Genomic DNA, 14,006 nt, shown 5'->3' on the forward strand with positions numbered 1-14,006 from the left:
GGCGGCCTCCCACCCGCCAGCCGCGTCACCAACCTGTCGGGACAGAACACCTAGCCGTCAGCCCGGGGTCGTCGCGCAGGATGGCCAGCTGGAGCCGGCGCAGCTCGCGGCCCGGCTCGACCCCCAGCTCCCGGCGCAGCCGCTCGCGCACGCTCGCGTACGCCTGCAGGGCCTCGGCCTGCCGTCCGCACCGGTACAGCGCCAGCATCAGCTGCCCCCAGAACCGCTCGTGGAACGGGTGGCGGCGGATCAGCGCGCGCAGCTCGCCGATGAGCTCGCCGTGCCGGCCCAGCGCCAGGGCCAGGGCGTTGCTGCGTTCGACCGCGCGCAGCCACTGCTCGGTCAGCTTGGGCACGACCTCGCGGTGCAGCGACTCCGACGGCACGTCCGCCAGCGGCGGCCCCCGCCAGATCGACAGCGCCTCGGCCAGCGCGGCCGACTCGCCCGCCGGGTCACCGCGCCGGGCCGCCCGCCGCGCGTCCCGCAGCAGCTCCTGGAACCGCAGGTGGTCCAGGTGGTGCGGGGGCGCGGCGATGCCGTAGCCGGCGGCCGTGGTGCGGATCATCGTGGACGCCGTGGGCTCGCCCCGGTCGAGCGTGTGCCGCAGCCGCGTGAGGCAGGTGTGCAGCGCCCCGCGGGCATGGCGCGGCCGGTGCCGCCCCCAGACCCGCTCGACCAGCTCCTCCACTGGGACGATCTCGTTGGCGTCCACCAGCAGCGAGGCCAGCAGCACCCGCTGCCGCCCCGCCGGCACCCGCACCTGCCGGTCGCCGACGGTGACCTCCAGCGGCCCCAGAATGTGGAAACGCGACTCGTGCGTCAATGATCAACTTTCACCGAGTGTGTCCGTGCCTCCGCCCGACCCCCGAGAACACCCAGCAACCTAGCGAGTCGCATCACTCTCTGTAACGAGACCGGCGGGTCATGAATACCTCACCCGCGGGCGGCCGCTCGCGCCCGCGCCAGCCGGCCCCGCTGTGATCAGCACGCCTTCGGCGAACGCGCATACGCTCTCGGCATGACCGGTCAGGCCCAGCCCGTCCAGGGGGGCCGGTCGACGCGGCGGCGCAGGAACACGATCAGCGGCACGGCGATGACGCGGCGCACCGCGGCGGTCGGCGGCCGCCGACCGGTGCCGTCGAGCCCCAGCCGCTGATGAGCGGCATCGCTCACCGCATCCGCCGTCCCCAGCGCGACGGCGGGTGCGGCGGACCGCGCACCGGCGGCGTCGGTGTTCATAGCCAAGCCGTGCAGCCTGGGCGATGGAGTCGAGGAGACGCCGGGCGTTCTTGGGGGACCGCAGGAGGTGCACTGTCTCCGCCCAGGAGTTGTCGTCCTCTTCAGGCATCAGGACGGCGCTCCCCCTGCGGGAGGTGAGGTGCACCGGTGCATGGTCCTCGTTGACCTGCTCGATCATCGGGAACAGGTTTTGTGCGCTTCGCTGGCAGAGATGGACATGCCGCCGTCCCCTTTCATGACTTGTACAAGACGTTGCACAAGTCGCCCTGAGGGGTGTCACCCGAATCGCGAGGGTGGAGTCCAAGGCCGGGGCGCGGTGACGCGAGTGGGGCGGTCGCGAGCGCGTGCCCGTCCGCGTTCTACGGCGTCGAGGGGTTCTGCGGATCGCCGCCGGGCTGGGTGGTGCCGCGCGATGCGGTGCGGATGACCTGGTCGAGGATGTCGCGGGAGTTGACCAGCTCGGTGATCTGGCGGTCGATGCGGTCGCGTTCGGCGATCAGGTCGGCGACCAGGCGGGGGGTGGCGATCTCGGCGGGGCCGCCGTCCGCGTCGCGCATGCAGGGGAGCAGTTCGGCGATCTTCTTGCTGTGCAGGCCCGCGGCGTACAGCTCCTGGATGCGGATGACCCGGTCGACCGCCTGCTCGGGGTAGTCGCGCTGGCCGCCGGGGGTGCGGTCGGGGACCAGCAGGCCCTGCTCCTCGTAATAGCGCAGGGAGCGCGTGCTCACGCCGGTGCGCCTGGCGAGCTCGCCGATCCGCATGAGGGGCCTCCCCGGGCTTGAACTTCACATCAATGTCAACTTCTACCGTGCCGCCATGGCTGACAACGAGCTCTACGACTACAGCCCGATCACCGAGCGTCCGACCATCGGCTGGCCCGGCGGCAAGAAGGTCGCCTGCTACATCGGTCTCAACGTCGAGCACTTCCTCATCGACCGCCCGTCCACCAGCATCTGGCCCGGGACCGCCGACCTGGTGCCCGACGCGCTCAACTACGGGTGGCGCGACTACGGGGTCCGGGTGGGCATCTGGCGGCTGGCGGAGAGCCTGGACCGGCACGGCGTCCGGGCGAGCGTGCTGCTGAACTCCGACGTCGTCCGCCACTATCCGCAGATCGTCAAGGCGGGGGTGGAACGGGACTGGGCCTGGCTCGCGCACGGGCGCACCAACTCGGTCCTGCACACCGGGATGGACCCGGACGAGGAGCGCCGGGTCCTCACCGAGATCGTCGACACCATCGCGGAGGGGACGGGACGGCGGCCGCGCGGCTGGATGGGCCCGGGGCTCACCGAGACGTTCGACACGCCCCGGCTGCTCGCCGAGCTGGGCCTGGGCTACGTGCTCGACTGGACCAACGACGACCAGCCCTACCCGCTCAAGGTGCCCGGCATGATCAGCGTGCCGTACACGGTGGAGCTGAACGACCTCATGCTGTTCGCCAACGGCACCACCGGGCCGCAGTACCTGCAGATCGTCAAGGACCAGTACGAGCGGCTGCGCGCCGACTCCGAGCACAGCGGACGGGTGATGGCGCTGGCCCTGCACCCCTTCGTGATCGGCCAGGCGTTCCGGGCGAAGTACTTCGACCAGGCGCTGGCGTACCTGGCGGCGCAGCCGGACGTCTGGCTGACCACCAGCGACGACATCGCCGAGCACTACCGCCGCACCGTGCTCGGCGGGGGCGCGTGACGGCCGGCAGGAGGGGTCGTTTTGTGCAGGTGGGTCGCGTAGGCGATGCTGGGGGCGTGTCAACGGAGACTGTTGCCGGTACCGCGGGGCTGCGCGACTTCCTGCACGGCCTGCCCGGGGTGGACCAGGTCGGCGTGGAGGAACGGGCGAAGCGCCTGGCCGCGCGTTCGATCAAGACGTCCGCCAAGGCGCAGGCCATCGACGCGGCGATCGCGATGGTGGACCTGACGACGCTGGAGGGCGCCGACACCCCGGGCAAGGTGCGGGCGCTGTGCGCCAAGGCGCTGCGGCCCGACCCCGACGACCCCGACGTGCCCCGGGTGGCCGCCGTCTGCGTCTACTCCGACCTGGTCGGGGTGGCGGTGGAGGCGCTCAAGGGCAGCGACGTGAAGGTCGCCAGCGTCGCGACGTCGTTCCCGTCCGGGCGGGCGCCGCTGGCGGCCAAGCTCGCCGACACCCGGGCCGCGGTCGAGGCGGGCGCCGACGAGATCGACATGGTGATCGACCGGGGCGCGTTCCTCGCCGGCGACTACGGCAAGGTGTTCGACGAGATCGCCGCGGTCAAGGAGGCGTGCGGGGACGCGCACCTGAAGGTGATCCTGGAGACCGGCGAGCTGGTCACCTACGACAACGTGCGGCGCGCGTCCTGGCTGGCGATGCGGGCGGGCGCCGACTTCATCAAGACCTCCACGGGCAAGGTGTCGCCCGCGGCGACGCTGCCGGTCGCGCTGGTGATGCTGGAGGCCGTGCGCGACTTCCGCGCCGCCACGGGACGGCAGGTCGGGGTGAAGCCGGCGGGCGGCATCCGCACCACCAAGGACGCGATCCGGTACCTGGTGCTGGTCAACGAGACCGCCGGGCCGGACTGGCTGACCCCCGAGTGGTTCCGCATCGGCGCCTCCAGCCTGCTCAACGACCTGCTGATGCAGCGGCGCAAGCTGGCCGACGGCGTGTACCAGGGCCCCGACTACTTCACCGTGGACTGACGTGATGAACTTCGACTACGCGCCCGCGCCCGAGTCCGCCTCGATCGTCGACATCCGTCCGTCGTACGGGCTGTTCATCGACGGCGAGTTCACCGACCCGGCGGACGGGCGGTCCTTCAAGTCGGTGAACCCGGCCACCGAGGAGGTGCTGGCCGAGATCGCCGAGGCGGGCGCCGCGGACGTGGACCGGGCCGTCGCCGCCGCGCGCGCCGCCTACGAGAACGTCTGGGGCCCCATGCCGGGCCGGGAACGCGCCAAGTACCTGTACCGGATCGCCCGGCTGATCCAGGAGCGGTCGCGCGAGCTGGCCGTCCTGGAGTCGATCGACAACGGCAAGCCGATCCGCGAGTCGCGGGACGTGGACCTGCCGCTGGTCGCGGCGCACTTCTTCTACCACGCCGGCTGGGCCGACAAGCTGTCCTACGCCGGGTACGGGCCCGATCCGCGGCCGCTGGGCGTGGCCGCGCAGGTGATCCCGTGGAACTTCCCGCTGCTGATGCTGGCCTGGAAGATCGCCCCGGCGCTGGCGTGCGGGAACACCGTCGTGCTCAAGCCCGCCGAGACGACCCCGCTGACCGCGCTGGCGTTCGCCGACATCTGCCGGCAGGCGGACCTGCCGAGGGGCGTGGTCAACATCGTCACCGGCGCGGGCGAGACGGGCCGGCTGCTCGTTGCGCACGACGGCGTCGACAAGGTGGCGTTCACCGGCTCGACGGAGGTCGGCAAGCAGATCGCGCGGTCGGTGGCCGGCACGCGCAAGAAGCTGACGCTGGAGCTCGGCGGCAAGGCCGCCAACGTGGTGTTCGACGACGCGCCGCTCGACCAGGCGGTGGAGGGCGTCGTCAACGGCATCTTCTTCAACCAGGGGCACGTGTGCTGCGCCGGGTCCCGGCTGCTGGTGCACGAGCCGATCGCCGAAGAGCTGCTGGACCGGCTGAAGGCGCGGATGGCGACGCTGCGCGTCGGCGACCCGCTGGACAAGAACACCGACGTCGGCGCCATCAACTCGGCCGCGCAGCTGGAGAAGATCCGGATGCTGTCGGAGGTCGGCGAGCGGGAGGGCGCGCAGCGCTGGTCCCCGCCGTGCGAGCTGCCGGACCGCGGCTACTGGTTCGCCCCCACGCTGTTCACCGGCGTCGCGCAGTCGCACCGCATCGCCCGCGAGGAGATCTTCGGGCCGGTGCTGTCGGTGCTGACGTTCCGCACCCCCGACGAGGCCGTCGCCAAGGCCAACAACACCCCCTACGGGCTGTCGGCCGGGGTCTGGACGGAGAAGGGCTCGCGCATCCTGTGGATGGCCGAACGGCTGCGCGCCGGGGTCGTGTGGGCCAACACCTACAACAAGTTCGATCCGACGTCGCCGTTCGGCGGCTACAAGGAATCCGGGTTCGGCCGTGAAGGCGGGCGGCACGGACTGGAGGCGTACCTCAATGTCTGAGCCGGGGGGTGTGGGGGGTCGTCCCCCCACAGAGAGCATGTCTGAGCCGGGGGGTGTGGGGGGTCGTCCCCCCACAGAGAGCATGTCTGAGCCGGGGGGTGTGGGGGGTCGTCCCCCCGTGGAGAACATGTCTGAGTCGGAGAAGATGTCCGAGCAGAGGCTGGCCGTCCGCAAGACGTACAAGCTGTTCATCGGGGGAGCGTTCCCCCGGTCCGAGTCCGGCAGGACCTACCCCGTGAACGACCCCGAGGGCCGCTTCCTGGCCAACGCCTCCCAGGCTTCGCGCAAGGACGTGCGGGACGCGGTGGGCGCGGCCCGCAAGGCGTTCGGCGGCTGGTCGGGGCGCACCCCCTACAACCGGGGGCAGATCCTCTACCGCGTCGCCGAGATGCTGGAGGGGCGGCACGCGCAGTTCGTCGGCGAGCTGCGCGCCGCCGGGCTCGGCCGGAACGCCGCGGCCCGCGAGGTGGACGCCGCCGTCGACCGCTGGGTGTGGTACGCGGGCTGGGCCGACAAGCTCGGCGCGGTCGCCGGGGCGGCCAACCCCGTCGCCGGGCCGTACTTCAACTTCTCCACGCCCGAGCCCACCGGCGTGGTCGGCGTGGTCGCGCCCGATTCGCCGCTGCTGGGGCTGGTGTCGGTCGTCGCGCCGGTCATCGTGTCCGGCAACACGTGCGTGGTGGTCGCGTCCGAGCCGGCGCCGCTGCCCGCCGTCACGCTGGCCGAGGTGCTGGCGACGTCCGACCTGCCGGGCGGCGTCGTCAACATCCTCACCGGGCGGCGCGCCGAGCTGGCGCCGTGGCTGGCCTCCCACCTGGACGTCAACGCGCTCGACCTCGCCGGCGTACCGGACGAGCAGGTGCGGCCGCTGGAGGAGGCCGCCGCGGGCAACCTCAAGCGCGTGCTGCGCCCGACCGGCGCCGACTGGGCCGGCGACCCGGGCACGCGGCGCCTGACCGCGTTCCTGGAGACCAAGACGGTGTGGCATCCGGTGGGCGTCTGACGCGTTTGAGCCGGACATTCTCGGAGAGTGTGCAAGCGGACGGTGTGTAGAGCCCGACCAACAGTGGAATAGTCCCCCCACAACTGATCATCACGGGGGGTAGATCAGTGGCTACCAGAACCGCATCGCGTACGGCGTCGAGCCGAGGTACGGCCGGCCGTACGAAGAGCGCCGCCAAGAGCGCCACGAAGAGCGCGACCAGTGCGGCCAAAAGCGCGACGCGCGGCGCGACCAAGCGTGCGAGCGCCGCGACGGGGGCGGCGAAGACCGCCGCGAAGACGGCGGCCAAGCGCACCAGCGCCGCGCGCGCCACCGCGTCGCGGACCACCGCCACGGCACGGCGCGGCACCGGCACGACCGCCGCGCGGCGCGGCACGACGTCGCGGTCCACCGGCACCACCCGGCGGACCACGACGGCGCGCAAGTCCGCGACGTCCCGGGCTTCCACGTCGCGTGCCGGCACGTCCCGGACGACGTCGCGGGCCGCCGCCGCGACCGGTGCCAGCCGCACGCAGACCGCGGCGGCCAGCAAGGTGACCCAGGCCGCGACGCAGGCCAAGTCGGCGGCCACCCAGATGAGGTCGGTGGCGTCCAAGGCGTCCTCGTCGGCCAAGGCCATGACCGCCATGACCAAGGCGATGACGACCGCGACGAAGGCGATGGCCGACGCCGCCAGGGCGATGAGCTCCGCGGCCACGGCCATCACCAAGGTCAAGCCGCCGACGGCCGGGACGACGGCCGGGCGCCGGTCCACCACGTCCAGGACGCGCGCCACCACCGGACGCTCCACCACGGGACGCTCGACGACGGGGCGCACCACCGGCGGACGCGGCACGACGTCGCGTTCCACGACGTCGCGTTCTACGACGTCGCGCGCCAAGGCCGCCACCACCGGCACCCGGCGCGGCACGACCGGCACCACGACCGCACGCCGGTCGACGGCCTCGTCGCGCACGAGCACGGCCCGCAAGACCGCGGGAACGTCCAAGGCGAGCACGGCCAAGGCGGGCACGACGCGCCGCACCGCGACCGCCGCCAAGCCGCGCGCGACCCGGACCCGGTCGTCCACCGCGGCCGAGAAGGCCGCGCCCGAGCGGCCGGCCGAGGAGACGACGATGGCGCAGACCGCGCCGTCGGAGCAGCCGGCGCCGCACGTCGAGCCGAAGTCCGACCTGGGCCTGCCGCACTCCACGACCACCGACGGAGGGTTCCTGTCCGGGCTGTCCGGCGGCGGGGGCGGCGCGCGAGAGGGTGCCTGACCGGCGGCGTCGCCCCGTCTCGCCGTTCCGTGCGAGCACGCCGCGCACGGCCCGCGGACGTGCCGCCGACGCCCGCGGCACGAGCCCGCGGGACGGGGCTTCGCCACCGCTCCCACCCGGGACGGGGGTCCCATGGACGAGAAGGACATCCTGGAACGCATCGGCGACTACGTCGCCGAGGAGCAGCGGCTGCGCGAGCGGTACCAGCGGCGGGAGCTGAGCGGGGCCGAGGAGCACCGCCGCCTCCGCGAACTGGAGGTCGCCCTCGACCAGTGCTGGGATCTGCTGCGCCGCCGCCGGGCCGGCCGGGCGGCGGGCCGGGACCCCGGCGACACCGAGCCGCGCCCCGCCGGCGAGGTCGAGAACTACCTGCAGTAGGGCGCCGCCCGCGGCCGCCGGACGCGCCGACGGCGCGCCCGGCGTCAGGCGTGCCCGCGCGGCGTCACATGCGCTCGGGGGTGGGCACTCCGAGCAGGTGCAGGCCGGTCTCCAGGGTGCGCAGGGTCGCCGCGCACAGCGCCAGCCGCGACGCCTTGGTCGCCTCGTCGGGCGCCTGCAGGACGGGGCAGTTCTCGTAGAACGCCGTGTAGGCGTCCGCCACCGAGAACACGTAGGCGGCCAGCCTGTGCGGCTCGGCCGACTCGCCGGCCTGCGCGACGGCCGCGCCGAAGCCCAGCAGCCGCAGCGCCAGCGCCCGCTCGGCCGGGTGCCCGATCCGGACGGGGCCGGTGACGGCGGCGGGGTCCACGCCGCCCTTGCGGAAGATCGACCGGATCCGCGCCGCCGCGTACTGCAGGTACGGGCCGGTGTTGCCCTTGAAGGCGATCATCCGGTCGAAGTCGAAGACGTACTCGCTGTCGCGGGCCACCGACAGGTCGGCGTACTTGACCGCGCCGATGCCGACCGCCTCGACGATCTCCGCCCGGGTGGCCTCGTCGAACGCCTCCTCGTGCGGCACCTCGTCGAAGGCCCGGCCGGCCCGCTCGACGGCCTCGTCCAGCAGCTCGGCCAGCTTGACGGTGCCGCCCGCCCGGGTGCGCAGGATCTTGCCGTCGGTGCCCAGCACGTTGCCGATCTGGGCGTGCTCGGCGCGCACCTCGTCGTTCAGCCAGCCCGCCATCCGGGCCACCGCGAACACCATCTGGAAGTGCAGCGCCTGCGGCGCGCCCACCACGTAGATCATCCGGTCGGCGCGCTCGACGTCCACCCGGTACCGGACGGTGGCCAGGTCGGAGGTGGAGTAGTTGTAGCCGCCGTCCCGCTTGCGGATGATCACCGGCAGCGGCTCGCCGTCCCGGCCGGTGAACCCGGGCGGGAACGCGCACAGCGCGCCGTCGCTGAGCGAGGCGATGCCCTTGTCCTCCAGCTCCTGGACGGTCGGGCCGAGCATGTCGTTGTAGAAGCTCTCGCCCTTGATGTCGGCGTCGGTCAGCGTGATCCCGAGCCGCCGGTAGACGGTGTTGAAGTAGCGCTTGGAGACGTCCACCAGGATCTGCCACAGCCGCAGCGTCTCGGGGTCGCCCGCCTGCAGCTGGACCACCCGCTGCCGCGACCGCTCGGCGAACTGCGGGTCGCCGTCGAACTTCTGCCGCGCCGCCTGGTAGAACGCGGTCAGGTCCGACACCGACGAGTCGTCCCGCGCGGCGGCGTCCTCACCGAGGTCGAGCAGGTGCTCGATGAGCATGCCGAACGGGGTGCCCCAGTCGCCCACGTGGTTGTCGCGGACCACGTGGTGCCCGAGGAACTCCAGGATGCGGGCGATGGAGTCGCCCACGATCGTGGTGCGCAGGTGCCCGACGTGCATCTCCTTGGCCACGTTCGGCGAGGAGTACTCGACGATCACCTTCTGCGGCGCGTCGACCGGCGGCACGGCCAGCCGCTCGTCGGCCAGCACCCGGCCGGTCTGCTCGGCGATCCAGGTGTCGCTGAGCGTCAGGTTGATGAAGCCCGGCCCGCTGACCTCGACCTTGGCGATGACGTCGCCGGTGTCCAGGTGCGCCACGATCTCGTCGGCCAGCTCTCGCGGCTTGCGGCCCGCCTTCTTGGCCAGCGCCAAGGCGGCGTTGGCCTGCAGGTCGGCGAACTGCGACGGCCGGATGACCGGGTCGGCGTCCGCGTACGACGGACCGAGGACGGCGGCGAGCGCGTCCCGGACCCGGGAGGCGAGGACGAGTTGTGGATCGGGCATGGCCCAAGGTTATCGGGGCCGCCCCCATGCCCCGGTAACGAATGCCGGAGGTGCCGCGGGTCAGGGGCGCGCGGGCGGCTCCTGGCCCTCGGCGACCAGTTCGTGGCGGCCGCCTTCGCCCGCCGCGGTCGGCCCTTCCTCGCCCGGGGCCTTCGCGGTCGGCTCGTCGCCGCCCGCGTCGGGGGCGGACGGCTCCGCCGGGGGCTCGGCGGCCTTGTCCTTGTCGTCGCGGTCGCCGTGCGTCCAGCGGCCGAACCGGGACGTGCGGATGGCCGCGACCTGCTCGCGGACTTTCTCCACGATGCGTCCGGCGGCCAGGTCGTGGGCGAGCGCGCAGGCCGAGGCGATGGCGCGGGCGTGCGAGGCGCCGTGCGCGATGACCACCGTGCCGTTCAGGCCGAGCAGCACCCCGCCGCCGTAGGTCTCCGAGTCGAACCGCTCGCGCAGGCCGAGCAGGCGGCGGCGCTGCAGCAGCGCGCCCACCCGGGCGGTGCGGGTGGCGGTGAGCGCCGCGCGGACCTCCGCGGAGGCCATCCGCATGGCGCCCTCCAGGGTCTTCAGCGCCACGTTGCCGGTGAACCCGTCGGTGACCACGACGTCCACGGCGCCGCTCAGCAGGCCGTCGCCCTCCACGTTCCCGGCGAACTCGATGCCCGGCTGGCCCCCGGCCAGCAGCTCGTACGCCCGCTTGGTGACCTTGTCGCCCTTGCCCGGCTCGGCGCCGATGTTCAGCAGCCCCACCCGGGGCCGCGCCAGGCCGAGCCGCACCTGCGCGTAGGCGGTGCCGAACGCGGCGAACTGCACCAGCGTCTCGGGTTTGACGTCGGCGGTGGCGCCCGCGTCCAGCAGCACGGTGGGCCGCGGCCGGGTCGGCAGCGTCACCGCGATCGCCGGGCGCATCACGCCCTGCTGGCCTTTGAGCCGCAGCCGCGCGGTGGCCACCACGCCCGCGGTGGTGCCCGCCGACACCAGCGCCGACGCCCGGCCCTGCTTGACCAGGTGGCAGGCGATCGCCACCGACGAGCGCGGTTTGCGCCAGCTGGCCAGCGCGCCCTCGTCCATGCTGAGCGCCTCGTCGGCGTGCACGATCGGGATCTTCCCGGCCATGCCCAGCCGGTCCAGCCGGGCCCGGATCCGCGGTGCCTGCCCGACCAGCACCAGCCGGACCCCGTGCTCGCGCACCGCCGCCACCGCACCCGTGATGATCTCGTCGGGGCCGTGGTCGCCGCCCATGGTGTCCACCGCCACAGGGGCGGGTCCGGCCCGCCGCGCCGTACGGTACGACGGCTCGGTGCGGCCGGTCATGCGGGGCTCCAGGGTGTCTCCAGAGCGTGCTCCAGGCGTGTGCGGGCGTCTCCCGGGCGTCTCCCCGGCGCCGGGCGGGGGAGAAGGACGGGTGCTGCCGGGTGCTGCGGCGCCGTCCCGATGCCGGACGGCGATGACGGCAGCTCATCGCATGGTAGGCCGTCCGCCCGGATGCCGTGACCGCCGGGTCGCCTCCGGGCGCCGCCGTGTCGCGCCCGCGGCGCGGCTCAGGACGCGCGGTCCGCGGGCGCGTCCTGCGGGGCGGCTTGCGGGGAGGGGGCCGGTGCGGGTCAGCCGCCGCTCGTGCGGCAGTCCTCGCCCAGGCAGGTGCTGTTCTCCACCAGCGGACGCCCGTCCACCAGGATCGTGAAGTAGTTCCGCCGCGTGCGCTCGTCGCCGGTGCCGATGACCTGCACCGGCCTGCGGTCGCCGGTGACGCCCTCGCAGCCGACCCGCAGCCGCTCCTCGGTCCAGCCGGGGATGTCGCGGCAGCGCAGCGCGCCCTGCAGGCCGATGCCGCGGGCGCGCAGCTCGGCGGCGGCGGTTCTCGGCAGGACCCGGCGGAGCTCCTCCTGGCTGCCGTACCGCGGGCCCCCGCGCCCGGCGAGCACCAGGTAGACGACACCCGTGACCACGCTCACCACCGCCAGGGCGGCGATCCCGACGACCATGGCTCTGACTCGCGCGATCTCCACGGCTGTGACGTCACCCGGCGGCGGCCGGACATGCCGGGCCGCGCGCCGATTTTCCCCGATCATGCGATGTCCTTGCGGACTCATCGCCGTCACCGCAGGCGCCCGCCGCGCCGATGTGCAAGCGGCTGTCGGGTCAGGTGCAGGCGCGGCCCAGGCAGTCGGCGGTGAGCAGGCTCCGCCCGCCGACGGTGATCACGTAGTGCTCGCGCGGACGCCGGGTGTCGGCCCCGGTGGCCACGCCCGCCACCACGACGGGCGCCCCCTCGGCGGTGCGGCCCGTGCAGCGGATGCGCACCACCGACTCGGGCCTGCCCGTCGTCGTGGTGCACGACAGGCGCTCCTTGAGGCGGACGCCGCGTTCGTCCAGTTCGACGGCGGCGCCGTCGGCGACGGCGTTGCGGTAGGCGCCCTCGGAGATGCGCTTCATCACGTCGCAGCCGCTGAGCGCCGGCGCCAGCAGCGCGGCCGCCAGCACGGCGGTCACCCGCCGCACGCGCGGCCTTCCGGAGCGGCCCCGGCGGTGCCCTCGGGCCCCGTCGCCTCGGCGACGGCGGCGGCGACGGCGTCCGGATCGTCGATCATCACCATGTGCCGGGCGTCGCGCAGCACCACCTGGCGTCCGCGCGGGCTCATCGCGGCCAGCTCCTCATGCATCCTCCTCCACTGTTCGGCGCGGCGGCGGGTGCGCAGGTCGCCCAGCGCGGTCAGCACCACCAGCGGGACGGGCGGGAAGGGACGGCGGCGGCGCAGCCGGTGCAGGTCGAAGGCCATCTCCCGGTAGGCGAGGTTCTCGGCGAGCACCGTGCCGGCCACCGTGCCGCGCCCGTACACCCGCCTGACCAGGGCGGGGGACGCCACGTCGCCGCGCCGGCTGGTGCGGCTCAGCACGAACCGGCGCCCCGCCGGGCCGACGATCCCGGCGAGCCCGGTGGCGTCCAGCAGCCGGGCGAGCACCGTGGTCAGCGGGGTCAGCGCGGCGGCCGTGCGGAGCGGCGCGCGCGGGTCGCGTTCGGCGCTCGGATCGACCAGCACCAGCCCGGCGACCAGGTCCGGGCGCAGCCGGGCCAGCGCCTCGGCGGGGAAGGCGGCCATCGAGTGCGCCACCGGCACGACCGGCGTCCCGGCCGCCTCCGCCAGGTCCTCCAGGATCCGCAGGTCGCGGCGCAGGCTGGGCGGGGCGTGCCCGGCCGGGCTGAGGCCGAGGCCGGGCCGGTCGAAGGCGACCGTCCGGTGCCGCCCGGCGAGCAGATCGACCACCCGCGCCCAGTCGAACCAGGCCCCGCCGAGCCCGCTCGTCAGCAGCGCGACCGGGCCGTCGGCGGGGCCGCGCGCGACCACGTGGACCTGTTCGCCGCCCGCGTACTCGACCCGGCTCACCGCGCCGCCCTCTCCGGTTCCGGGGCCTCGGCGGGGCGCCGGGCGGCGCGCCGTTCCTGGGCCAGCGCCCAGGTGACGGCCAGCAGCCCCAGCACCAGCACGGCGATCTGGCCGCGCTGGATGATGCCGAGCCACCGGCCCTCCACCATCGCCGCCACGGTGGCCAGCGCGAGCAGCGTCTCGACGGCCGCCAGCGGCAGCCCCCAGCGGGCCAGCGCGGGCCAGCACCCGTACCGGCGGGCGGCGATCGCCAGCGCCGCCAGCGCCGCCACCCCGAAGACGATCACCAGGCTGCTGGTGACGGCGTGGAACTCGTGCGCGAACGACACGTTGCCCGACCGTTCGCGCAGCGCGCACCCCGACTCCAGGCTGGGCGCGCAGTCCAGCGGGAACACCGCGTCGCCGATGGCGCACAGCCCGAACAGGGCCAGCAGGATCCAGCCGGTGACGGCCCAGCGCCGCCCCCGGGCGGCGCGCAGCGCGACGACCGCCACGATGATCGTGAGTACGCCCGTGGCGAAATCGCCGCCGCTGTAGACGGAGTGGTACGGCTGGTCCACCGCCGACAGCTCGCTGACATAGCTGTTGATCACGTCGATGTCGGGGCTGAGCAGGTGTTCCAGCAGGAAGGTGCTGTAGGCGACGGCCGCCAGGCCGGCCAGCGGCACGGCGACGGCCGGCACGCCCTGGTCGCGGTGGCGCTCCGGTGCGTCCACGTGCCCCCCCTCGTGTCGGCACGGCATCCCGCGGCGGTGATGTCGCCCAGCATAGGGACGCGGGAACCCGAGCTTTTGCACGTCCCGTTATCGATCATGCATCGGACAGCC

At 73.9% G+C, this 14,006-nt stretch carries 14 protein-coding genes and 2 pseudogenes; 5 read left to right on the plus strand and 11 right to left on the minus strand.

Going from position 1 to position 14,006, the window contains the following annotated elements:
- Window positions 1-25: 25 nt before the first annotated feature.
- The 4 genes and pseudogenes from ABD879_RS23250 to ABD879_RS23260 form a co-directional block, all read right to left on the minus strand.
- A complete protein-coding gene (locus ABD879_RS23250) occupies window positions 26-823 on the minus strand; it encodes an AfsR/SARP family transcriptional regulator (RefSeq protein WP_345023681.1) in 798 nt (265 codons plus the stop codon).
- Between the two features lie 203 nt (window positions 824-1,026).
- Complete coding sequence (locus tag ABD879_RS23255) at window positions 1,027-1,239, minus strand: hypothetical protein (protein ID WP_345023682.1); 213 nt, start codon at window positions 1,237-1,239, stop codon at window positions 1,027-1,029.
- 73 nt (window positions 1,240-1,312) lie between these two features.
- Window positions 1,313-1,417: pseudogene (locus ABD879_RS33010) on the minus strand (hypothetical protein); the annotation flags it as partial.
- Between the two features lie 181 nt (window positions 1,418-1,598).
- On the minus strand, window positions 1,599-2,000 hold the full coding sequence (locus ABD879_RS23260; RefSeq protein WP_345023683.1) for a MerR family transcriptional regulator: 402 nt from the start codon (window positions 1,998-2,000) through the stop codon (window positions 1,599-1,601).
- 55 nt (window positions 2,001-2,055) lie between these two features.
- Between ABD879_RS23260 and ABD879_RS23265 the strand changes: the two genes are divergently transcribed.
- The 4 genes from ABD879_RS23265 (at window position 2,056) to ABD879_RS23280 (ending at window position 6,355) form a co-directional block, all read left to right on the plus strand.
- Entirely contained in the window at window positions 2,056-2,928 is an 873-nt protein-coding gene (locus ABD879_RS23265; protein ID WP_345023684.1) for a polysaccharide deacetylase family protein, read from the plus strand.
- A gap of 56 nt (window positions 2,929-2,984) precedes the next feature.
- Window positions 2,985-3,914: a deoxyribose-phosphate aldolase gene (gene deoC, locus ABD879_RS23270; protein WP_345023685.1), complete on the plus strand. Its 930-nt coding sequence runs from the start codon at window positions 2,985-2,987 to the stop codon at window positions 3,912-3,914.
- Window positions 3,915-3,918: 4 nt separating this feature from the next.
- Window positions 3,919-5,352: an aldehyde dehydrogenase family protein gene (locus ABD879_RS23275; RefSeq protein ID WP_345023686.1), complete on the plus strand. Its 1,434-nt coding sequence runs from the start codon at window positions 3,919-3,921 to the stop codon at window positions 5,350-5,352.
- Between the two features lie 127 nt (window positions 5,353-5,479).
- A complete protein-coding gene (locus ABD879_RS23280; RefSeq protein WP_345023688.1) occupies window positions 5,480-6,355 on the plus strand; it encodes an aldehyde dehydrogenase family protein in 876 nt (291 codons plus the stop codon).
- Here ABD879_RS23280 and ABD879_RS23285 read toward each other — a convergent pair.
- On the minus strand, window positions 6,246-7,553 hold the full coding sequence (locus tag ABD879_RS23285) for a hypothetical protein (RefSeq protein WP_345023690.1): 1,308 nt from the start codon (window positions 7,551-7,553) through the stop codon (window positions 6,246-6,248). The genes ABD879_RS23280 and ABD879_RS23285 overlap by 110 nt on opposite strands.
- A 193-nt stretch (window positions 7,554-7,746) precedes the next feature.
- On the opposite strand from ABD879_RS23285, the gene ABD879_RS23290 reads away from it, so the two are divergent.
- The gene (locus ABD879_RS23290; protein WP_345023691.1) at window positions 7,747-7,992 is read left to right on the plus strand and encodes a DUF2630 family protein; all 246 of its coding nucleotides are present in this window, start codon (window positions 7,747-7,749) and stop codon (window positions 7,990-7,992) included.
- A gap of 64 nt (window positions 7,993-8,056) precedes the next feature.
- Here the strand turns inward: ABD879_RS23290 and argS are convergent, their stop codons facing one another.
- From argS to ABD879_RS23320, 6 genes and pseudogenes are all read right to left on the minus strand, one after another.
- Window positions 8,057-9,802, minus strand: coding sequence for an arginine--tRNA ligase (argS, locus tag ABD879_RS23295; RefSeq protein ID WP_345023692.1), 1,746 nt, complete (start codon window positions 9,800-9,802; stop codon window positions 8,057-8,059).
- Window positions 9,803-10,039: 237 nt separating this feature from the next.
- Window positions 10,040-11,107, minus strand: a pseudogene (gene plsX / locus ABD879_RS23300) (phosphate acyltransferase PlsX); the annotation flags it as partial.
- A 290-nt stretch (window positions 11,108-11,397) separates the two neighbouring features.
- Window positions 11,398-11,802, minus strand: coding sequence for a hypothetical protein (locus ABD879_RS23305; RefSeq protein ID WP_345023694.1), 405 nt, complete (start codon window positions 11,800-11,802; stop codon window positions 11,398-11,400).
- A gap of 133 nt (window positions 11,803-11,935) precedes the next feature.
- Entirely contained in the window at window positions 11,936-12,295 is a 360-nt protein-coding gene (locus tag ABD879_RS23310) for a hypothetical protein (protein WP_345023695.1), read from the minus strand.
- Window positions 12,283-13,179, minus strand: a complete 897-nt coding sequence (locus ABD879_RS23315) for an alpha/beta fold hydrolase (RefSeq protein ID WP_345023697.1) — start codon at window positions 13,177-13,179, stop codon at window positions 12,283-12,285. The genes ABD879_RS23310 and ABD879_RS23315 overlap by 13 nt, the downstream gene beginning before the upstream one ends.
- Window positions 13,176-13,895: a DUF998 domain-containing protein gene (locus ABD879_RS23320; protein ID WP_345023698.1), complete on the minus strand. Its 720-nt coding sequence runs from the start codon at window positions 13,893-13,895 to the stop codon at window positions 13,176-13,178. Before ABD879_RS23320 ends, ABD879_RS23315 begins: the two co-directional genes overlap by 4 nt.
- Window positions 13,896-14,006 lie beyond the last annotated feature (111 nt).

The sequence above is a fragment of the Actinomadura keratinilytica genome (genome assembly GCF_039539665.1).
Taxonomy (GTDB): domain Bacteria; phylum Actinomycetota; class Actinomycetes; order Streptosporangiales; family Streptosporangiaceae; genus Spirillospora; species Spirillospora keratinilytica.

Bases quoted from the DNA above. Each gene is read 5' to 3' on its own strand.
- ABD879_RS23255 (WP_345023682.1), bottom strand. From the start codon at position 1,239: ATGAACACCGACGCCGCCGGTGCGCGGTCCGCCGCACCCGCCGTCGCG.
- ABD879_RS23260 (WP_345023683.1), bottom strand. From the start codon at position 2,000: ATGCGGATCGGCGAGCTCGCCAGGCGCACCGGCGTGAGCACGCGCTCC.
- ABD879_RS23265 (WP_345023684.1), top strand. From the start codon at position 2,056: ATGGCTGACAACGAGCTCTACGACTACAGCCCGATCACCGAGCGTCCG.
- ABD879_RS23275 (WP_345023686.1), top strand. From the start codon at position 3,919: ATGAACTTCGACTACGCGCCCGCGCCCGAGTCCGCCTCGATCGTCGAC.
- ABD879_RS23280 (WP_345023688.1), top strand. From the start codon at position 5,480: ATGTCTGAGTCGGAGAAGATGTCCGAGCAGAGGCTGGCCGTCCGCAAG.
- ABD879_RS23290 (WP_345023691.1), top strand. From the start codon at position 7,747: ATGGACGAGAAGGACATCCTGGAACGCATCGGCGACTACGTCGCCGAG.
- argS (WP_345023692.1), bottom strand. From the start codon at position 9,802: ATGCCCGATCCACAACTCGTCCTCGCCTCCCGGGTCCGGGACGCGCTC.